This window comes from Paeniroseomonas aquatica (assembly GCF_030409335.1).
GTDB classification, from domain to species: Bacteria; Pseudomonadota; Alphaproteobacteria; order Acetobacterales; family Acetobacteraceae; genus Belnapia; species Belnapia aquatica.
In genome coordinates, this window is record NZ_JAUFPN010000107.1 from 1 (window position 1) to 20570 (window position 20570).

At 69.5% G+C, this 20570-nt stretch carries 17 protein-coding genes and 1 pseudogene; 10 read left to right on the forward strand and 8 right to left on the reverse strand.

Annotation, left to right across the window (positions count from 1 at the left end):
• Positions 1 to 95: 95 nt before the first annotated feature.
• Positions 96 to 1457, forward strand: coding sequence for an MmgE/PrpD family protein (locus QWZ14_RS09085; RefSeq protein ID WP_290316315.1), 1362 nt, complete (start codon positions 96 to 98; stop codon positions 1455 to 1457).
• A 42-nt stretch (positions 1458 to 1499) separates the two neighbouring features.
• Complete coding sequence (locus QWZ14_RS09090) at positions 1500 to 2246, forward strand: hypothetical protein (RefSeq protein WP_290316316.1); 747 nt, start codon at positions 1500 to 1502, stop codon at positions 2244 to 2246.
• A 197-nt stretch (positions 2247 to 2443) separates the two neighbouring features.
• Here QWZ14_RS09090 and QWZ14_RS09095 read toward each other — a convergent pair whose 3' ends face one another.
• Entirely contained in the window at positions 2444 to 3409 is a 966-nt protein-coding gene (locus tag QWZ14_RS09095; RefSeq protein ID WP_290316317.1) for a hypothetical protein, read from the reverse strand.
• A 398-nt stretch (positions 3410 to 3807) separates the two neighbouring features.
• Positions 3808 to 4234 (reverse strand): annotated as a pseudogene (locus QWZ14_RS09100) (transposase); the annotation flags it as partial.
• Positions 4235 to 4648: 414 nt separating this feature from the next.
• Here QWZ14_RS09100 and QWZ14_RS09105 point away from each other — a divergent pair.
• The 4 genes from QWZ14_RS09105 to rfbC are packed head-to-tail and all read left to right on the forward strand — an operon-like array spanning position 4649 to position 8428.
• Positions 4649 to 5689, forward strand: a complete 1041-nt coding sequence (locus QWZ14_RS09105; protein ID WP_290316318.1) for an NAD-dependent epimerase/dehydratase family protein — start codon at positions 4649 to 4651, stop codon at positions 5687 to 5689.
• A gap of 40 nt (positions 5690 to 5729) precedes the next feature.
• On the forward strand, positions 5730 to 6500 hold the full coding sequence (rfbF, locus tag QWZ14_RS09110; RefSeq protein ID WP_290316319.1) for a glucose-1-phosphate cytidylyltransferase: 771 nt from the start codon (positions 5730 to 5732) through the stop codon (positions 6498 to 6500).
• Between the two features lie 42 nt (positions 6501 to 6542).
• Positions 6543 to 7883: an NAD(P)H-dependent oxidoreductase gene (locus tag QWZ14_RS09115; protein WP_290316320.1), complete on the forward strand. Its 1341-nt coding sequence runs from the start codon at positions 6543 to 6545 to the stop codon at positions 7881 to 7883.
• Positions 7880 to 8428 (forward strand): dTDP-4-dehydrorhamnose 3,5-epimerase, encoded by a 549-nt coding sequence (gene rfbC, locus QWZ14_RS09120; RefSeq protein WP_290316321.1) that lies wholly within the window; start codon positions 7880 to 7882, stop codon positions 8426 to 8428. The genes QWZ14_RS09115 and rfbC overlap by 4 nt, the downstream gene beginning before the upstream one ends.
• Here rfbC and QWZ14_RS31960 read toward each other — a convergent pair.
• Positions 8425 to 8901: a transposase gene (locus QWZ14_RS31960; protein WP_353959295.1), complete on the reverse strand. Its 477-nt coding sequence runs from the start codon at positions 8899 to 8901 to the stop codon at positions 8425 to 8427. The two genes, rfbC and QWZ14_RS31960, sit on opposite strands and share 4 nt — an antisense overlap.
• A 277-nt stretch (positions 8902 to 9178) precedes the next feature.
• Positions 9179 to 9337: a hypothetical protein gene (locus tag QWZ14_RS09125; protein WP_290316322.1), complete on the reverse strand. Its 159-nt coding sequence runs from the start codon at positions 9335 to 9337 to the stop codon at positions 9179 to 9181.
• Positions 9338 to 9754: 417 nt separating this feature from the next.
• Here QWZ14_RS09125 and QWZ14_RS09130 point away from each other — a divergent pair, with 417 nt between their 5' ends.
• Positions 9755 to 10945, forward strand: a complete 1191-nt coding sequence (locus tag QWZ14_RS09130) for an acyltransferase family protein (RefSeq protein ID WP_290316324.1) — start codon at positions 9755 to 9757, stop codon at positions 10943 to 10945.
• Positions 10946 to 10983: 38 nt separating this feature from the next.
• Here QWZ14_RS09130 and QWZ14_RS09135 read toward each other — a convergent pair whose 3' ends face one another.
• Positions 10984 to 12498, reverse strand: a complete 1515-nt coding sequence (locus tag QWZ14_RS09135) for a DHA2 family efflux MFS transporter permease subunit (RefSeq protein ID WP_290316325.1) — start codon at positions 12496 to 12498, stop codon at positions 10984 to 10986.
• Positions 12499 to 12588: 90 nt separating this feature from the next.
• Here QWZ14_RS09135 and QWZ14_RS09140 point away from each other — a divergent pair, with 90 nt between their 5' ends.
• The 3 genes from QWZ14_RS09140 to QWZ14_RS09150 are packed head-to-tail and all read left to right on the forward strand — an operon-like array spanning position 12589 to position 15469.
• The gene (locus QWZ14_RS09140) at positions 12589 to 13029 is read left to right on the forward strand and encodes a MarR family winged helix-turn-helix transcriptional regulator (RefSeq protein ID WP_290316326.1); all 441 of its coding nucleotides are present in this window, start codon (positions 12589 to 12591) and stop codon (positions 13027 to 13029) included.
• A complete protein-coding gene (locus QWZ14_RS09145) occupies positions 13026 to 14114 on the forward strand; it encodes an HlyD family secretion protein (protein ID WP_290316327.1) in 1089 nt (362 codons plus the stop codon). The genes QWZ14_RS09140 and QWZ14_RS09145 overlap by 4 nt, the downstream gene beginning before the upstream one ends.
• A gap of 29 nt (positions 14115 to 14143) precedes the next feature.
• Positions 14144 to 15469 (forward strand): MFS transporter, encoded by a 1326-nt coding sequence (locus tag QWZ14_RS09150; RefSeq protein ID WP_290316328.1) that lies wholly within the window; start codon positions 14144 to 14146, stop codon positions 15467 to 15469.
• On the opposite strand, the gene QWZ14_RS09155 is transcribed toward QWZ14_RS09150, so the two are convergent.
• From QWZ14_RS09155 to QWZ14_RS09165, 3 genes are all read right to left on the reverse strand, one after another.
• The gene (locus QWZ14_RS09155; protein WP_290316329.1) at positions 15453 to 18623 is read right to left on the reverse strand and encodes an efflux RND transporter permease subunit; all 3171 of its coding nucleotides are present in this window, start codon (positions 18621 to 18623) and stop codon (positions 15453 to 15455) included. The genes QWZ14_RS09150 and QWZ14_RS09155 overlap by 17 nt on opposite strands.
• A 1-nt stretch (position 18624) precedes the next feature.
• Positions 18625 to 19788, reverse strand: coding sequence for an efflux RND transporter periplasmic adaptor subunit (locus QWZ14_RS09160; RefSeq protein WP_290316330.1), 1164 nt, complete (start codon positions 19786 to 19788; stop codon positions 18625 to 18627).
• 171 nt (positions 19789 to 19959) lie between these two features.
• The gene (locus QWZ14_RS09165) at positions 19960 to 20514 is read right to left on the reverse strand and encodes a phosphonate degradation HD-domain oxygenase (protein WP_290316331.1); all 555 of its coding nucleotides are present in this window, start codon (positions 20512 to 20514) and stop codon (positions 19960 to 19962) included.
• Between the last annotated feature and the right edge of the window lie 56 nt (positions 20515 to 20570).

Sequence of the window (20570 nt, forward strand, 5' to 3'; positions counted from 1 at the left end):
TCAACTTGCGCATCGCTGAGTCCGGTCACAGACCCTAGGGGCCGGGCCCGGGGCGGACAAGGCCGGGCGGCTTGCATGGCCGGGAGGCTGCGGACATGCTCGGCCACCAGCAGGAGGAAACCATGGCCGCAGGGCTGACCGAGCGCGTGTGCGACCTGGTCGCGGCGCCGCCACCGCTCTCGGCCGGGGACCGGCAGGACGTGCTGCTGGCCTTCGCCGATACCCTGGCCTGTGCCCATGCCGGCTGGTTCGAGCCGGTGGCGCGGGCGGTGGCCGGCGCCTGGCGCGGCGGCACGGCACCGCTGCTGGATGGCGGCTTCGCCCCTTCGGCCGAGCATGCGGCGCTGATCACCGCGACAGCGGGCCATGCGCTCGACTACGACGACGTGCACCTCGACAGCACCTCGCATCCCTCCGTCGTGCTGGTGCCGGCGCTGCTGGCGATGCAGGCGGAGGGCCGGCTGCCCGCCGCGCGGCTGGCGCCGGCCTTCGCCATCGGCATCGCGGTGAATGCCGCGCTCGGCCGCGCGCTGGGCTTCGCGCATTACCGGCGCGGCTGGCACGCCACCTCGACCATCGGCCCGCTGGCCGGGGCGGCGGCGCTGGCGCATCTGCTGGCGCTGGACCGGCTGGCGACGCGGCAGGCGCTGGCGCTGGCCGCGGCGCAGTCCGGCGGGCTGCAGCGGAATTTCGGCGCCATGGCGAAGCCCGCCCAGGCCGGCTTCGCCGCCGCGGCGGCGGTGCGGGCGGCGACCCTGGCCCAGGCCGGGCTGACCGCGGATGCGGATGTCTTCGCGGTGGGCGGCTTCCTCGACCTCTACGGCGGCGATGCCGGGGCGACAGCGCGGGGCGCCGCGGTGGCGCTGGACGCGCGCCCGGGCAGCATCGCCCGCAAGCTCTATCCCTGCTGCTACGCGACCCACCGGCTGGTCGCCGCGGCGCTCGACGCCCGGGCGCCGCTGAACGCACCGCCGCCGGCCGAGGCCGCGCTGACCCTGTTCGTCCCGGCCGGCGGCCTGCAGCCCCTGCGCGACAGCCTGCCGCGCACCGGGCTGGAGGCGAAATTCTCCGCCGAGTACACCGTCGCGGTGGCGTTCTGGCAGGGCAGCCTCGGCCTGGCGGATTTCGAGGATGCGGCGGTGGCCCGGCCGGAGGCGGCGGCGCGCATGGCCCGGGTGCGGGTGATCGAGGAGCCGGTGCCGGCGGATGGGGCACAGGGGCTGGAGCACGGCACGGCGCGGCTGGCGGTGACGCTCGAGGGCCGGGAGATCGCGCGGGGCGAGGCGGGGCCGATCCCCGGCTCCCCGGCGCGGCCGGCGACCCAGGCGGAGATGCAGGCGAAGATCGCGGATTGCCTGGCCCGCCATGCGGCGGCCGGCGGCAGGCCGCTGGCGCCCGCGGCCTTCCTGGCGCGGCTCGAGGCCATGCTGGCGCCCGCCGCGGCGCAAGCGGCCTGACGGGGCCGCCGATCCGGCAGCAGGGGTAGGGGAGGAACAGGCATGGCGATACTGGCACCGGTCGAGGTCGCGCGCGAAAGCCGCCGGCCCATCGTCTCGAACGGCGTGGCGGCGCATCTCACCACCTTCATCGGCGCCAACCGCTACAACCCGGCGGCGGTCTATCCGATGGCCTTCCTGGTGGAGCAGCCGCCTGGCTCGGTCGTGGCGACGCATTTCCACGAGGCCAACCAGTTTCAGATCGTGGTGGCCGGCGACGGCCGGCTCGGCAGCCATCCGGTCGAGCCGGTCGCGGTGCACTACAGCAACGCCTTCAGCGCCTATGGCCCGATCACCGCCGGCGCGGCGGGGCTGCAGTACTTCACCCTGCGCAACGGCTACGACCGCGGCGCCCGCTACCTGCCGGCGGCGCGGGAGGAGCTGCGCGGCGTGCGGCGCCGCTTCCGCGACGCCTTCGCCGAGCCGGCGGCGCCGCTGGCGTCAGTGCCCGACGCGGCGGCGGCCGAGGCGCTGATCCCCGCCGCACCCGATGGCATGGGCGCCTGGCGGCACCGGCTGCCGCCGGGCGCGGCGCTGGAGGGGCCCGACCCCGCCGGCGGCGACGGCCAGTTCTGGGTGGTGACGGCGGGCAGCCTGCGGACGCCGGCGGGCGAGGCTTTGCCGCCGCTGTCCTGCGCCTTCGTCGCCCCGGACGAGCCGCCCTTCGCGGCGGTGGCCGGCGAGGCCGGGCTGGAGGTGGTGGTGGTGCAATTCCCGCGCGGCCGCGACCACGTAGCGGCGGGGAGCTGATGCGGCATGGCCCGCTGTGCGGTCCCGGGATGAGGTGACGCGGGTTGATCCTGAAGCCCGGCGGCTTTTCGGTCCAGGCGTCGCGGATGGCCCGGAACGGCGTTCGCCATCGCCGCGCCTTCAGGTGCCCGGCGACGTCGTAGGCATGGACGAACGCACCACCCCACTCCGGGACGGCAGACCTGGAACAGCGATGGTCAGTTCGTGCCCTGCGGCCGGGTTGAGGTGGGCGCCTTTGGCTTGGGCGCCGAGAAACTGCCCGGCATGCGCCAGCGGGCCGGCAGCAAGGCCGGAGCACGTTCCCGGAGGACCGACGCCGCCCGCGAACGCCAGATCAACAGGGTCTGCCGGACCTCGATCCAGAGCCAGAATGGCTTGACCGGGTGCCACAGCATGTCCGGCGTGGACCCGGTCCGAAAGAGCGTTGGCTTGAAGGCCATGCTGCCGGGCCAGAGATACATGTCGAATGGGGTGCTGAAGTAGAAGCGCTTGCGGTTGTGCGCCGCGGTGAACTCGCCCTCCGCGCCGATGTCGGCCACGGTCAGTCCGCGCATCGACGCGATCGTGGCCCAGGTGCATTCCAGATGTCCGCCCCAACCCTTCTGGTAGGCGGCATCCATCGCGCGCACGAGAGCGCCGGAGGCACGGAAGATCGGCATGAAGCTGCGCAGGGCTTGGCTGTCGTCCGGAGTCTCGTCCGTCGTGACCAGCGAATCCCAGAACAGCCATTCCTTGTGATCGCGGCGGCGATAGACAACGGTGGCCAGCAGGTCGCTGGGGTCATCTTCGAAGGCCGCAAAGAAACGATGCCAGCTGCTGCTGAAGGCGACATCGTACTCGACCTGCCAGTAGAAATCGTAATCCGGATGGGCCCGGCAGAAATGCATGAGAATGAGGTCAGTATGGCCATCGTGCCAGAGGTTCCAGCCCGGCGTTGCGACCGCTTTCTGCGGATAAGGCAGGGCGTGCAGATCCGGTGTCCGGACGATGTGATGCGGCACGCGGCGCAGTCGTTCAGGGACCGGCGCGTCGGCATCAAGCCGGATCAGGACAAAGAACGTGCAACCCGGTGCGGCCTGCTTCCGCAATCGAGCAAAAGCCCTTTCCGCCCACTTGTCGAAGAAATGGGTCTGGAAAAGTACCGCCGTGGTTCGTGCAGGCATTTTGCAGATCTCGTGTGAATTCGTAACTTATATCAGATACTAGACTTGGCCATGCAACGATCCTCAACCGTGCGTGAGGCGTGAATGCATAACGGCTTGTGACTGGTTGATTCCGGAATTGGGAGTGTCGAAAAGTCCATGTTTAGCGGGCCCGCTGAAGCGGGCCGGACTCCAGGCGTCACGCGGTCACCGCCAGCAGCTTCGGCAGCCCGACCAGCTTCTAGGCCGCCATGGCGAGGGTGAGCTTCCAGTCGACCTTGGGCAGCCCGGCCACCGTCCTGGCTCAGCCGAATGCCTCCTCGATCCGCGTCCGGATGCGCAGGCTGATGTCATAGGCGGGGTGACGTTGATGTCGCGGAGTTCAGCGACGAAGCCTTGCTCGCCGTTGCCCACCGCGTCGGTCGCGGGGCGGAGCCGTCCTTCGGCTGGACGCACCTGGGGCTGGCCCAGGCTTCCTGCAGCGTGCCGTCCACCGAGCCGTGCGCGGTCGAGAGCAGCGCTTTGACCCGAGGCTGTGCCAGCACCCTGGCCAGGACCTTCAAGGCCAGGTCGCCCTCGAGCGGTTGGTCGCGGTTCATGGTGAAGGTCGTGGTGTCCCACACCGGGTGATCCACGCCGAGCCCGACGGACCAGCGGAACAGCATGCCGAACTCGGTCCGCTCGATCGATTGCCGCTCCGGCGGGATCGAGTCCCGCCGGCCTGGCATTCATCACGTCTCGGATCACCCGAAGCGGATGGTCGGCACGCACCCGCTTCGCACGGTCGACATGGGTGAACAAGGAGCCAGCCACCGCTGCATTCCCACCCCATCCGACTGCGTTAATAGCGAATCACGGATGGGGGATTCAGGCTACGAATTGCAACAACCCGCTAATGCTCTTTCCGCCCACTCAATCAAGCAAAGCTCAACGAAGTCAGCGGGTTGGATTGACGTCTACAACGGTCCTTAAAAATGGCATCGTTTCTGCTTCACGGCATCGTGGGCAGGACACGACATTGTCGGTGACGGGGCGGCATATCACCAGGAGCTTTTGTCTTTATGAAATGCAATCAGTAATTGCACGGAAACGCTACTTATCCCCTGTCGTGGGCGATGTTACCGTGCTTTCAGACAAGGCAGCGGCAGTCGGGCAACGTGTCGAAGGAGCAGTTTCAGCCAAATGACAGCAGAGTATGGCGAAACCGTACCGTCCGATGATTTCCCGAACATGTCGCATCAACAATTCTGAGAACTAACGATGAAAATACTTATCACCGGTAACATGGGATACGTCGGCCCCGCCGTCGTCCGGCGGCTTCGGACTCGGTTTCCTGATGCTCATATCCACGGGCACGACAATGCTTACTTCGGGCATTGCCTGACCGGCAGTGCGATATTGCCGGAATCGTTGCTCGACAGGCAGACTTTCGGAGATGTCCGCGAGCTCGATATGGAGATGCTGCGGGGGCAGGACGCCGTGGTCCACCTCGCCGCCGTATCGAACGACCCGATGGGCAACCGCTTCGCCGCCGTCACCAAGGCCATCAACCAGGACGCCTCCGCCCGCATCGGTCATGCCGCCGCTGCGGCCGGCGTCCGCAACTTCGTCTTCGCGTCGAGCTGCAGCGTCTATGGCGTGGCCACGGGCGGTCCACGGCGCGAGGAGGACCCGCTGAACCCGGTCACCGCCTATGCGGCGTCCAAGATCGGCACGGAGCAGGCCCTGGCGCAGGTGGAGGGCGACATGGCCATCACCTGCCTGCGCTTCGCCACCGCCTGCGGCATGTCCGACCGGCTGCGGCTGGACCTGGTGCTGAACGACTTCGTCGCCTGCGCCCTGACGCGCGGCGAGATCAGCGTGCTGAGCGACGGTACGCCGTGGAGGCCGCTGATCGATGTCGCGGACATGGCGCGCGCCATCGAATGGGCGGTGATCCGCAAGGTCGAGGACGGCAATCGCTTCCTGACGGTCAATGCCGGCTCGGACGACCGGAACTACCAGGTCAAGGATCTGGCGAATGCCGTCGCGACCGCGGTGCCCGGCACCACGGTCGAGATCAACACCTCCGCACCGGCCGACAGCCGATCCTACAAGGTGGATTTTGCCCGCTTCGCCGCCCTCGCGCCGGACCACCAGCCGCAGGTCACGCTGGCCGAATCGATCCGCCAGCTGGTCGAGGGCTTGCGGTCGATGCGCTTCGCCGACGCGGAATTCCGACAGTCGCCCCTCATGCGGCTGCAGGTACTGCAGGAGCATATTGCGGCCGGCCGCCTGTCGCAAAGCCTCTCCTGGCAATGAGCCCGCAGCCCTCCCGTTTTCGGCGAAGGAGTAGCCACCCGTGAAAGTCGCTCTGCTCTCTGGCGGTTTTGGAACGCGCCTCAGCGAGGAAACATCCATTCGCCCCAAGCCGATGGTTGAGATCGGTGGCCGCCCGATCATGTGGCACATCATGAAGATGTATGCGCACTACGGCCTCAAGGACTTCGTCGTCCTGGGTGGGTACAAGGTCGAGTACATCCGTGAGTACTTCCTGCGCTATCAAAGCTCTCATTGCGACTTCTCGATAGACCTGAAGACCGGCAATGTGGAGTGGCTGCAGTCCGTCGATGAGGATTGGCGCGTCACCGTCCTCAACACCGGGGCCGATTCGATGACCGGCGGCCGGCTCCGCCGCGCCCGCCACGTGCTGGGCGAGGAGCGTTTCTGTCTCACCTATGGCGATGGCGTCTGCGACGTGAACATCGCCGAACTCATCAAGGCCCATGCGGCCAGCGATGCCTGGTGCACGCTGACCGCGGTGACCCAGCCCGGCCGTTACGGCGCGCTGCGGGTGAGCGACTGCAGCAAGCAGGTCCTCGGGTTCCGCGAGAAGGGCTCGACGGATGGCGGCCTGATCAATGGCGGCTTCTTCGTGTGCGAGCCGCAGGTCTTCGACCTGATCGACAACGATCAGACTGTCTTCGAAGCGGAACCCATGGAGCGCATGGTGAAGGCCAACCGGCTGGGCAGCTACACGCACACCGGTTACTGGCAGAGCATGGACTCGCTGCGCGACAAGCAGGTTCTCGAAGCCCAGTGGGCTGCTGGCGCACCATGGAAGGTCTGGTAAAATGGCCTGGGCTGGGCTGACGAGAGTGAGAGGGACTGTCGCTTGATCATCGTTGATACGGCACTGGCGCGACGGCATTCGGAGGGACGCCCGATCCGGGTGGGTATCGTCGGTGCGGGCTTCCAGGGTGCTGCAATCGTCCGGCAGATCGTCACCGCCACGCCGGGCATGGAAGTCGTCGCCCTTGCCAATCGGCACATCGCCAAGGCGATCGAGGCCTTCACCGTGCTCGGCATCACGCCGCAGCGCTGCGACAGCCGCATCGCCATCGAGACGGCCATCGCCCTGCGGCAGCCGGTGGTGACCGAGGATGCGACTGGGCTCGCCAGCGCCGACGGCATCGATGTTGTGGTCGAGGTCACCGGTTCGATCGAGTATGCGGCGCAGGTCGTCCTCGCCGCGATCGAGGCCGGCAAGCATGTCATCCAGATGAACGCCGAGCTGGATGGTACCGTCGGCCCGATCCTGAAGGCGCGTGCCGATGCGGCAGGCGTCATCTACAGCTTCGCCGATGGCGACCAGCCCGGCGTTCAGATGAACCTCTACCGTTTCGTCAAGAGCCTCGGCGTGACGCCGGTGCTGTGCGGCAACATCAAGGGCCTGCACGACCCCTACCGCAACCCGACGACGCAGCGAGGCTTCGCCGAGAAGTGGGGCCAAAAGCCGGCCATGGTCGCCTCCTTCGCGGATGGCACCAAGATCTCCTATGAACAGGCGATCGTGGCCAATGGCACCGGCTTCAAGGTCGCGCGACGCGGCATGCTCGGGCCGGATTTCTCCGGTGGCGATCCCGGCGCGCCTTTGACCCCAGTCGAGGACACCGTTGCCGCCTTCGCCGAGCACCTCGACCGCGGCGGGCCAGGCTTGGTGGATTACGTCGTTGGCGCACGCCCTGGCCCTGGCGTCTTCGTGCTCGGCACGCATGACGACCCGCGCCAGCGGCATTTCCTCAATCTCTATAAGCTCGGCACCGGCCCGTATTTCTGTTTCACCACGCCCTATCACCTGTGCCACTTCGAGGTCCCGACCTCCATCGCGCGCGCCGTGCTTTTCGGCGATGCGGTGCTGGCGCCGCGGGCAGGGCCCGAGGTGGGGGTGATCGCAGTCGCCAAGACCGACCTCGCGCCGGGCGAGGAGATCACCGAATTCGGCGGCTACCATGTCTACGGCGTCGCCGAAAATGCCGAGATCATCACGCAGGACCGCCTGTTGCCTCTCGGCCTCGCTCTCGGTTGTCGGGTGGCGCGGCCGGTGGCGAAGGATGCCGTGCTGACCTTCGCCGATGTCGAGATCCCGCCCGGCCGCCTGGTCGATGCGCTCTATGCCGAGCAGGAGACTCACTTCGCCCGTCAACCGGCTTCCATGATGCAGGTTGCTACATGATCTTCCATTCGACCACACTCAAGGATGCCTGGCTCATCGCGCTCGAGCCGCGGGGCGACGAGCGCGGCCATTTCGCCCGGACGATGTGCCAGACGGAATTCGCCAAGCATGGCTTGGCGACCGAGTACGTGCAGCAGAACATGTCCGCCTCCGCCAAGGCCGGCACCCTGCGTGGCCTGCATTTCCAGCGGGCGCCGCACGCCGAGGCGAAGCTGGTCCGCTGCATCCGCGGGGCCATCTTCGATGTGATCGTGGACTTGCGCGGCGATTCCCCGAGCTACCTGCGGCACGAAGGTTTCGAGCTGAGTGCGGTCAACCAGCGCCAGTTGTATGTCCCACCCGGCTTCGCCCATTCCTTCCTCACCCTGACCGATGATGCTGAGGTGACCTATCTTGTGTCATCCTTCTATGCGCCGGGGGCGGAGGGTGGGCTTCGCTACGACGATCCGGCGCTCGGCATCGAATGGCCGTTGCCGGTCAGTACCATCTCCGAGAAGGATGCCAACTGGCCGCTGCTCCGGCACGGTGATCCGGCGATTTTTTAGGCTGTCACAGAACCAACCCATTTGTGGTCGTACCGACCTGGACGCCGAAGCTCGTAGAGAAATCGAGCAGCTGGTGGGCGGGTTGCGGGCGGCCCTGGTGATCGATGACACGGCGCCGCCGAAGGAAGGCACGCTCTTGGTCGGGGGGGCGAGCGACAGAGCTGCGGCAGCTCAGAAGCTCGGCCCATTTGGCTGGAGCGATGGTGTCGATGACGTGCCGATGGTAGCCCGGAGCCCGTCGAGGCTGCGCTCGGCTGCCGCTCTGAGCGCGGCTTCCAGTTGGCGGAAGCCGGCTCGGCTGGGTTGAAGTCGGGGCTATGGGTTGAAAGGCAGAGCAGGCTTGCGCCTGCGGACTCGATGGCTGGACCTGAGGCCTTGTGGCTACCGAGGTTGTCCATCACGACGATGTCGCCAAGGCGGAGTTCGGGCACCAGCGCCTGCTCCACGTAGTCCTGGAAGAAGAAGCTGTTGATCGGCCCTTCGAAGCACCATCGGTGCGACCATGCCGGTGTTGCGCAGGCCGGCGACGAAGGTGGTGGTCAGCCAATGGCCATTTGGAATGGCGGCCCGCAGCCGCTTGCCCCGGGGCGCCCGGCCATGTTGGTCAAGGCCCCGTACAAGGCGGAGCCCTAACCATCGATAACACCAAGCGGTCCTGGTCGAGGTAAGGCTGGGCTTCGACTCAGGCCCAGCGCCGCTTCAGGACGTCCGGGCGATCCCGCTCGGCGGCGTGGGCGATCTTTTTGCGCGTCATCTGCCGCTGGTCGAAGAAGCGCCACAGCGTGCCGCGCCGATGCCGGCCGAAACACCAAGCTGAGCCAACTCAGCCTCGATCCCCCATAGCATCATGTCAGACTTCGCGTCGACGAGGCGGAGGATCAGCGCCGCATGTGCCTCGATCTGCGCCAAGCACTCCTGGCCCGACCGAACCTGCCTCCCGCACCGGTGCTACCCATCGGACTGCACCGGCTGAACTCACCCCACAGCGAGGAGGTGGAGGCGGTCACCCGACAAGCGACATTGTGTCTATCTTTTCACACGTCTTGCTGCCAGTCTGCGAGGGCATGACGCCACCATAGTTCACCGCTGAAACAGGCCGACCCCAGGTTGGTTCTGAACGCCCAAAAACTTTCTCCTTGGAGAGAGTGGGTGAACGCGTGTGAACTCCGTCATGCTCGGTGCCATTCAGTTATGGAAATTCGTCTGCTCAGCGCTTGTCTGCTGGGTCTGGTCTGCGCTGAGAGCGTGGACGAGGCCCTGTCTGCCGTAAGCGCGACACCACCCTTGCCGCTGTCCGTATTCCAGTCGGGCAAGGTCTGAACGCCCATGGCAAACACCCTGAACCACGCCGCCGCGGTCCATGGATCGCGGCTGCCAGAGCTTGATGCGCTCCGTGGCGTCGCCGCTCTCGTGGTGGTGGTGCATCATGCCTTGGAGATGCTCCGACCGTTCGAGTTGACCGATGGCACGGTGACAGGTCGCGCCATCCACATCCTCCTCAACTTCTCCCCGTTCCGGGTTCTGGAGTTCGGACGGGGTCCGGTGCTCTTCTTCTTTGTCCTGAGCGGCTACGTGCTGACGCGGGCGCTCCTGAAAAGCGGTTCGCCGGGCCTGCTGGCCTTCGCGGCACAGCGCTGCGTGCGTCTTCTGATACCGGTCACCGCCTCGGTCGTGCTGTCCTGCTCGCTCTATTATCTGGTCGCCGACCCGGCGCTGCTGCAGGGACCGCTCCTCAACCGCTCGCTGACGATCTGGAGCAAGCCACCGGATGTCGCCGCCGTTCTGCGCGAAGTGGCCTTGCTGCAAACCAACCAGGACCCCACACGGCTGAACAATGTTCTCTGGTCCTTGGCCCATGAGTGGCGGCTGACGTTGCTGCTGCCGCTGGTGCTGCTGTTCCGTCATCGGATATCGCTGTTGCTGGCCCTGGCGACGGCCGCGACGGGGTTCGGGGCGATGTTCAGCGCCGGTGAAAATTTCATCATGCTGGGCCCCGAGCTGCACGGCTCCATTGTCGCCACCGTCTATTTCTCGCTCAGCATCGCGAGTGGTGCGGCGCTAGCACTGGCAGGACAGGTGCCCGTGCTCTCGCGCGAGCAGCGTATCGCAACTGGAATCGGAATCGTCATGCTGGTCGGCATGACCTCTGACCTGGCCGTCTACCTGGCATCGGTGCTGTTGATTGTCCTGGCGCAGCAGCCAGGGCGCCTCCAGCAAGTCCTGCGCTGGCGTCCCCTGCTGTGGCTTGGGCAGGTTTCCTTCAGCCTCTACCTCATCCATTCGTTGATCATGGTCGCTTGGATGTGCCTGCTTTATGGAAGGTTGCCAGACTGGGCCATCGTGGTCAGTGGCGCCCTGCTGGCTGTTCTCGCAACGCCGCTTTTCTTCCACTGCGTTGAGCGTCCGTCCCGCCACCTGGCGAGGCTTGCCGAACGACGTTTGGTGCGAGACTTGCCGGATAAACTCGAGGCAGTGCCCGCGCCGTTGAAGCCATCTCTCCATACCAAACTTGAATGACAATAGGCCTGGCCGGACAGGGCGGCGCCCGTTCCCGATCAAGCCGGGCGCGGCCGGCGGCGGGCCAGCAGCACCAGCAGGATCGCGGCGGCGGAGGCCAGGGTGTACATGCCGAAGGCGTTGACATAGCCGATCATGGCGGCCTGCCGGTTGATCTCCCGGCTGAGCGCGGCGAGGCCGGGCAGCGTCTCGATCGTCCAGCCGCCCATCAGGCCAGGTGTCGTCAGCACCCGGTTGTAGGGCGTGACCAGCTCCGTCATGCGACTGTAGTTCATCGTCGTGGCCTGGATGATTTCGGCGACGCTGAGCGAAATGAACAGGCTGGAGCCGATGTTGCGCAGCAGGTGGAACAGCGCCATGGCCTCGGCCATGTGGCGGCTCTCGAGGCTGCGGAAGGTCATCACCGTCAGCGGCACCCAGATGATGCCGACCGCGACACCCTGCAGCACGGCGTTCAGCAGCAGCACCTCCACCCCGACGTTGAGGTCGAGGCTGGCGAGCCAGAGGCCGGAGACCACCAGCAGGCCGAAGCCGATCCCCATGCCGAGCCGCGGGTCCCAGCGGCCGATCAGCAGGGTGCTGGCGAAGCCGATGATGCCGCCGATGCCGCGGTAGCCGACGATCACGCCGATGATGCTGTCGGGATAGCCGGCATGCTGCTGCAGCAGCGAGGGCAGCAGCACGATCGGGGTGAAATTCACCATCCCGTAAATGAAGACCAGCACCATCCCCAGCGCGTAGTCCCGGTTCAGCAGCAGGCCGAGGTTCAGGAAGGGCCGCGCCGTGGTCAGGCTATGGGCGAGGAAGACGTAGAAGGCCAGCACGGCGAGGCAGGTCTCGAGGATGATCTCGGGGCTGTCGTACCAGTCCAGCCGCTGGCCGCGGGACAGCACGAGCTGCACGCAGGCGATGGCGGTGGCGAGTGCCAGGAAGCCGGTCCAGTCGAGCGGGATGCGGATGCCGGGCCGGTCCGCCGGCAGGGTGAGGCGGAGCGCGACGGCGGCGAGCACCCCGGCCGGGACGATCATGTAGAAGGCCCAGCGCCAGTTGTAGGCCTCGGCCAGCATGCCGCCGAAGACCGGGCCGATGGCCGGGCCGAGCACCACCGTCATCCCGAAGATGGAGCTCACCAGCCCGGCCTGCCGGCGCGGGAAGCTGTCGAGCACGATGGCATTGGCCAGCGGGATCACCGGGGCGCCGATGCCGCCCTGCAGGATGCGCCACAGCACCACGGTCTCCAGGGAATCCGCCTGGCCGCACAGCCATGTGGCGAGGGTGAAGCCGCTGACGCAGACCAGCATCACCCGGCGGCGGCCGAAGCGCGTCACCAGGTAGCCGGTCATCGGGGTGACGATGGCGGTGGCCAGGATGTTGAAGGTGGTCGTCCAGGCGATCTCGTCCGCCGTCGCCGCCATGGTGCCCTGCATCTGCGGCAGCAGGGTGGAGGCGACCAGCAGGGTGGTGGCATAGAGCGTCGAGCCGAGCACGACCGAGGCCAGGATCAGGATCCGGCGAGTCAGCGACAGGTCGAGCAGCGTTGCGCTTTCGGACATGCGACCGGTTCGGTGCCTTGACGAATAGTGCCTGGGTGATAGTGACCTGGGTACCCAATTTCGGCGGGACCTTCACCGTGTCGCTCCCCCATGCCGCTCGATGACCGCCGCAGCATCGGCTTCCTGATCTCGGACGTGGCGCGGATGATGCGGGCCGCCTTCGACCGCCGGGTGCAGCGGATCGGGCTGACGCGGTCGCAATGGCTGGTGCTCAGCCTGCTCTATCGCCGGCCGGGGGTGAGCCAGTCCGAGCTGGCCGAGATGCTGGAGGTGGAGCGGCCGACCGCCGGCCGCATGATCGACCGGCTGGAGCGGAAGAACTGGGTGGTGCGGCGGCCGGATGCGGCCGACCGGCGGGTCAAGCGGCTGTTCCTGACCCCCGAGGCCGAGGATGTGCAGGCCGAGATGGGCCGCATCGCCGAGACGCTGCTGGAGGATGCCATGGCCTCCCTCGCACCGGGCGAGCGGCTGGCGCTGACCGACATGCTAGGGCGGGTGAAGGGGAGCCTCACCGCGATGGCCCCCGCATGATCCCGTCCCGCCGCCGGGGGTTGCTGCGCCTGCTGCTGCTGATGGTGGTGCCGGCCCTGGCGGTGGTCGGGGCGGCCTTCGTCTGGCAGGCCGGGGGGCGGACCATCACCACCGAGAATGCCTATGTCCGCGCCGATATCGTGCAGATCGCGCCCGAGGTCGCCGGCCGCGTCGCCGAAGTCGCGGTCCGCGACCACAGCCGGGTCGAGGCCGGCGGCCTGCTGCTGCGGATCGACCCCGCGCCCTTCGCGCTGGCGCTGGAGAAGGCGGAGGCGGAGCTGGATACCGCCCGCGTGCTGGTCGAGACGGCGCGCGCCACCTACCACGAGACCCGCAGCGAGCTGGGCGAGCTCGAGAGCCGGGCGGACTACCTCCACCGCCAGGCGCGCCGGCAGCAGGACCTGGCGCTCCGCGGCGTGGCGCCGGCGACCCGGGTGGAGGAGACCAGCAGCGACGCGCAGGTCGCGCGGGAGCGGATCAACGTGCTGCGCCAGCGCATGCTGCGGCTGCTGACCACCCTGAAGGGCGACCCGGCGCTGGCGGTGGACGAACACCCCTCGGTGCGGGAGAAGCTGGCGGAACGCGACCGCGCCGCGCTCGACCTGGCGCGCACCACCATCACCGCGCCGATCGGCGGCACCGTCGTGAACATGCGGCTGCAGCGCGGCGAGCAGGTGCGGGCGGCGGTGCCGGTCTTCGCCCTGGTCTCCGACCGGCGGCCCTGGGTGGAGGCCAACCTCAAGGAGACCACGCTGACCCATGTGGCGGTGGGCCAGAGGGTCGAGGTGGTGCTGGACATCTACCCCGAGGTCACCTGGGTGGGGGAGGTCGAGAGCATCAGCCCGGCCACGGGGGCGGAATTCGCCATCCTGCCGCCGCAGAATGCCTCGGGGAATTGGGTGAAGGTGGTGCAGCGGCTGCCGGTCCGGGTGCGGCTGCAGCCCTTCGCCGGGGAGCCGCCGCTGCGGGCCGGGGTGACGGCGACCGTCTCGATCGACACCGGGCGGCGGCGCAGCCTGGCCGACGTGCTGGACAATCTGGCGAAGCTGGTGCGGCGCGATGCCAGCGCGGCGGGCGCCCCCTGAGGGGCGCGGCGCTCGGGCGGCTGCTGCTGGTGGGGCTCGGCACCATGGTGGTGCCGCTCGACAGCGCGCTGAACATCGCCTTCCCCGCCATCACCGCGCATTTCGGCCTGGCGCTGCCGGAGATCCAGTGGATCGTCATCTGCTACGTGCTGACCTACGGCAGCCTCATGCTCGGCATCGGCCGGCTGGGCGACATCTTCGGCCATCTGCGGGTCTTCCGCGCCGGGCTGGCCTGGAGCGCGGTGGCCTACCTGGCCTGCGCCTGGGCGCCGGACTACGGCTGGCTGCTGGCCTGCCGCGTGCTGCAGGGCATCGGCGCGGCGCTGGTGATCAGCTGCGGGCCGGCGCTGGTGACCGGTTGGTTCCCCGAGCCGCTGCGGCCCCGGGTGCTCGGCCTCTATACGCTGATGTTCGCCGCCGGCTCGGTGCTGGGCCCCTCGCTCGGCGGGCTGCTGGTGGCCTGGTTCGGCTGGGAGGCGGTGTTCTGGTTCCGCTCGCCCATCGCGCTGCTCGCCCTGCTGCTGCTGCGCGGCGGCGAGGCGGCGCGACCCGCCGGGCCACGCGAGCCCTTCGACCTGGCCGGCGCGGTGCTGCTGGCGCTGGCCATCGGCAGCCTGCTGCTGGCGATCAACCGGCTGGGCGGCGGCGGGCTCGCGGCCCTGCCGCTGGCGGCGCTGTTCCTGGCCGCCCTGCTCGGCTTCCTGCGGCAGAGCCGGCGCAGCCCGCGGCCCTTGATCGCGCTGGGCTATTTCCGGCTGCCGGGCTTCGCCGCGCTGAACATCGCCAATGCCCTGGTCAACCTGGCCGGCTTCGCGGTGCTACTCTTCGTGCCCTACTACCTCACCCGCATCGCCGGGCTGCCGGTGGCCCTGGCGGGGCTGGTGCTGGCGGCGTCGCCGGCCGGGGCGATGCTGGTTTCGGCGCCGGGCGGCTGGTTGCTCGGGCGGGTGCCGGCGCGGCGGATGGCCGGGATCGGCATCGGGCTGGTGGCGGCGGGGCTGGGGCTGATGGCGCTGTGGGGGGCGGCCACGCCGCTGGCGCTGCTGGTCCTGGCGCTGCTGCTGCATGGCGCCGGGCTGGGGCTGCTGCAGGTCAGCTACACCGACAGCGTCACCGCCACCCTGCCGCGGCAGGACCGCGGCGTGGCCGGCAGCCTGGCGATGATGACCCGCACCCTCGGCGTGGTGACCGCGGCCTCGCTCCTGACGCTGGTCTTCGCCGCCCTGGAGGCCGCGGCGCTGGCCGGCGGCGCGGCGCCGGGCGAGGCCTTCCTCCGGGCCTTCCGGCTCAGCTTCCTGCTGGCCGCGGCGATCCCGGCGGCGGTGCTGCTGCTCGCCGTTATTCGCCGGGGCTGAGCGCCGGGGCGGCCACCGGGTCGGCTGGCCGGCGGCGCCAGAGCCGCAGGGCCCATGCGCCGAAGTCGTCCACCACCGTATAGACCACCGGCACCACCACCAGGCTGAGCAGGGTGGAGGTGATGAGCCCGCCGATCACCACCAGCGCCATCGGCGCCCGGAACTCGGCATCGGCGCCGATACCGGCGGCGATATGGGCCATGCCCGCGGTCATCGCGATGGTGGTCATCACGATGGGCCGGGCCCGCTTGCGGGCGGCCTCCACCAGCGCGGCGCCGCGGTCGAAGCCGGCGCGGCGGGCCTCCACCGCGTATTCCACCAGCAGGATGGAGTTCTTGGCGACGATGCCCATCAGCATCAGCACGCCGATCACCGCCGAGACGCCGAGCGCCTTCTGCGCCAGCAGCAGCGCCATCAGCGCCCCGCCGAGCGACAGCGGCAGCGCCGACATGATGGTCAGCGGCTGCAGGAAGCCGCCGAACAGCAGCACCAGCACGAGATAGACCAGCAGCACCCCGGCGCCGAGCGCCATGATGAAGCCGCCGAAGAGCTCGCCCATCACCTCCTTGTCGCCGACCTCGCGTTCCCGCACGCCGGCCGGCAGCGCCTGCATGATCGGCAGGGCGGCGATCAGCTTGGTCGCCTCGCCCAGCGGCATGCCGTTGGTCTCGGCCTCGATCGTCGCCTTGCGGACCCGGTCGAGCCGGTCGATCTGGGCGGGGCCGGCGCCGTGGCGGATCTCGGCCACGGCATCGAGCGGCACCGCGAGGTCGAGCCGGCCGGTGACGCGGAGCGCGCGGAGCGCGTCGAGGTCGTCGCGGGCCTGCTCGGCCAGCATCACCCGGATCGGGATCTGCCGGTCCGGCAGGTTGAAGCGGGCCAGCGCCTGATCAACGTCGCCGATGGTGGCGATGCGGGCGGTGGCGCCGATGGCGGCGGCGGAGACGCCGAGTTCCGCGGCGCGGGCATCGCGCAGCACGATCAGCAACTCGGGCCGCTCGAGGCTGGCGACCGAGCGCGCACCGGACAGCGACGGGATGCCGCGCATCTGACTTTCCAGCTCCCGCGCCGCGGCGGCCAGCCGGCCGGCGTCGTCGCCGATTAGGGTGATGGAGGCCTTGGCGCCGCTCATGCCATCGGCGCCGAAGCGGATGCGGGTGCCGGGGATGGCCTCCAGCGCCGGGCGGATGGCGGTCTCGAATTGCTGCTGGGTCAAAGCGCGCTCGGCGCGGGGGACCAGGGTGATGATGAGGTTGGCGTTGCGCGGGTCGCCCTGGGTGGTGGTGCTGCCCATGCCGGGCCCCCCGCCGGCGATGCTGGCGGTGCCGAGCGAGGCGAAGACCGAGGCGACCTCGGGCCGGTCGCGCAGGATGGCCGTCGCGCGGCGGACCGCCGCATCGGTATCGGCCAGGGTGGCACCGGGGGCCAGCTCCAGCGCCATGGCCGAGCGGCCGCGGTCCGCGGCGGGGATGAAGTCGGAGGGGATCAGCGGCACCAGCGCGACCGAGAGGAGGAAGAAGCCGGTGGCCCCCGCCAGCGTGGTCTTGCGATGCCCGAGGCACCAGCCGAGCAGCGCCAGGTAGCGGCGGCCGATGCGGCCGTCGCCCACCTCCTCGGACCCCGCCCGCGTCGTCGGCTTCAGCAGGTAGGCGCCCATCAGCGGCGTGAGCATCCGGGCGACGATGAGGGAGAAGGTGACCGCGGCGGCGACGGTCAGGCCGAACTGGCGGAAGAACTGCCCGGGGATGCCCGGCATGAAGGCGACCGGGACAAACACCGCCAGGATCGCCCCGGTGGTCGCCATGACCGCGAGGCCGATCTCCTCGGAGGCATCCATCGCCGCCCGCCAGGCGCCGCGCTCGGGATGGGTCCGCAGATGGCGGACGATGTTCTCGATCTCGACGATCGCATCATCCACCAGCACGCCGACCACCAGGGTCAGGCCGAGCAGGGTGATGTTGCTCAGGGCATAGCCGAGCCAGCTCAGGATCAGGAAGGTCGGGATGAGCGAGAGCGGCATGGCGATGCAGGTCACCGCCGTCGCCCGCCAGTCCCGCAGGAACAGCCAGACCACGAAGACCGCAAGGGCGGAGCCGACCAGCAGGGCATCGATGGCGGCCCAGAAGCCGGCCTCGACGAAGGCGACGGTGGAGGTGACCTTGCGGACCTCAACGCCAGGGTGCTGCACCTCCAGCAGGGCGGCGCGCTCGGCGACCGCGCGGGCGACCTTCACCTCGGAGGAACCCCGCGTCCGCAGCACCTCGAAGGCGACCACCGGCAGGCCGTTCAGCCGGGCGGCGGTGCGGATCTCGGCGGTGCTGTCCGTCACATCCGCCAGGTCGCCCAGCCGGGCGGTGCGGCCGCCGGGCAGGATGATGGGCCGGGCGGCCAGCGCCTCGACCGAATTGGCCGAGCCGAGGGTGCGGATCGATTGCTCGCTGGCGCCGAGCGTGCCGCGGCCGCCGGGCAGGTTGATGTTGGCGTCGCGCAGCTGCTGGTTCACCTGCACCGCGGTGATGCCGAGCGCCAGCAGCCGGTCCGGCCGCAGCGCCACGCGGATTTCGCGTTCCACCCCGCCGATGCGGTTCACCTGCGCCACGCCCGAGATCGACAGCAGCGACTTCGCCACCGTGTCGGTGACGAACCAGGAGAGCCGTTCGGTGCTCATCGCCGGGGCGGCGACGGTATAGGTCAGGATGGCGCCGCCGGTGATCTCGATGCGGCTGATGATCGGGTCGCGGATGGCCGCCGGCAGGTCGGCGCGGATCTGCGAGATCTTGTCGCGCACGTCGTTGGTGGCGCGGTCGACGTCCTTGCCGAGGGCGAATTCGATGACGGTGGTCGAGGTGCCGTCCTGCACGATGGAGGTGATGTGCTTGACGTCGCCCAGGCCGGCGACCGCATCCTCCACCCGCCGGGTGACCTGGGTCTCCAGCTCGGAGGGGGCGGCGCCCGGCTGCAGGATGCTGACGACCACCGCCGGCAGGTCGATGTCGGGCGTGTTGTTGATCCGCAGCCCGGGGAAGGCGACGATCCCGCCGAGGGTGAGCAGCAGGAACAGCACCGCGGTCGGGATCGGGTTGCGGATGGCCCAGGCCGAGATGTTGCGGTAGCCGGGGTCGATCCGCGCCGGCGGGGTGGGCGGGAGTGCCATCTCAGGGCGCGAGGCGGACGCGGTCGCCGTCCGACAGGAAGCCGGCGCCGGTGATGACCACCCGCTCCCCCTCGGCGAGGCCGCGGGTCACGTCCACCACCCCGCCGCGGCGCAGCCCGGTGGTGAGGGGGCGGAGCGCGGCGCGATCGGAGCCGGCGGGCACCACGAAGGCGAAGGGGCGGCCCTCGCGGAAGACCACGGCTTCCTGCGGCACGATGAGGCCGGGCTGCGCCTCCGGCCGGAATTCGGCCTGGGCGAACATGCCGGGGCGGAGCCCGCTGTCGGCCGGCAGGGCGACATGGACGATGCCGAGCCTGGTATCGCTGCCGACCACCGGGGCCAGGGCGCGCACCTGAGCCATGATCTCGCGGCTGCCGTGGCGCACCAGCACCGGCTGGCCGGGGCGGAGGGCGGCGAGGTCCAGCTCCGGCACCCTGGCGTCCAGCTCCAGCCGGCTGTCGCGGATGAGGCGGAGGGCCTCTTGGCCCGGGATGGTCACCGCGCCGGGCAGGATGCTGCGGCGGGCGATGGTGCCGTCGGTCGGCGCCAGGATGCGGGTCTGGCCGAGCCGCGCCGCGGCCTCGTCGCGCCGGGCGCGGGCGGCGAGCAGCCGGGCCTCGGCCTGCAGCGCGGCGGACTGGCGCTGTTCCAGAATTTGCCTGGCGACGCTTTCGCTGCGGGCCAGCTCGGTGGAGCGGCGGAGGTCGGATTGGGCGATGGCCAGCGCCGCCTCGGCCTCCCGCACCGCCGCCTCGGCCTGGGCGGCCTGGGCCGCGGGCAGGGCATCGTCCAGCCGCGCCAGCAGCTGGCCGCGGCGGACGCCGTCGCCCTCCTCGACCGGGACCTCGAGGATCCGGAGGCCGCCGGTCTCGATGCCCACCACCAGCTCCTGCCAGGCGACGACCGAGCCGTCGCCGAAGACCGGCCGGGCGAGCGACTGGGCGGTGACCGTGGCCAGCGCGACGGTCAGGGCGGGCGGGGCCGCCTGTGGGCCGGGAGACGGCGCCGTAAGGACGGGCCGGGCGGGCCACAGCAGCCAGGCGGCGGCGCCGGCGGCCAGCAGCAGGACCAGCAGGACCGCCCCGCCCCAACGGACCCGCCGCCGCGACACGGGCGTTGCGGCCGGTGCCAGGGCCGTCTGGGCGGTGAAACCGTGGTCCGGCATCGGGCGATCCCTGGGGCGACCTGCATGTCACCCGTCGCGGCGGACCATGGGGCCAGCCGCAGCGTTCCTCATCTGCCCCTGTCTAGCCGAAGATCAATGCCGGCAGCAGGGGGCGCGGCCGGTCGTGGCCGCATTGTTACGGTTTGAACCATGGCGCGGCGGCCGCCCCGGTCAGGCCGGGGCGATGCAGGCCGCGACATAGGGCATGAAGTGGCTGACCGGCGGCGTCGCCAGGTCCTTCACCTTGGCGTCCTCGTCGAAGCGGCGGAGCTGCACCGCCGCCGCGGCCTGCGGCAGGGCGCGGAAGGCGGCCACTTCCGCGGCCGACATCGGGCCGCCCTGCAGCGCCAGGCTGCGCACCGAATCCGGCGAGAGCCTGCCGAAGTAGTCGGCCTCGGTCGCGCAGAGGTAGCGCTTGGCCGCGACATGCAGGCGCACCGGCTCCGTCACCTCCGGCCCGAACCACTTGGCGAGGAAGGCAGTGCCGAGATCCTCGTGCTGGTCGTCGACGCCCCGGGCGGCGGGATCCTCGCCCAGGTCATGCACCAGATGGCCGATGTCATGCATCAGGGAGGCGGCGATCAGGGCCGGCGGGCAGCCCTGCCGCTCGGCCAGCCAGGCGGATTGCAGCGCATGCTGCCGCTGGTTGATGGCGTGCAGGCCGTATTGGCCGTCGGCCTTCAATTCCAGTAGATCGGCAATAAGGACGAGCCGCTCGTCTGTCATCGTTCTGTCATCCGGCGTGGTTGTTCATGCCAAGGCTAGTATCGGCCGCAGGAGGA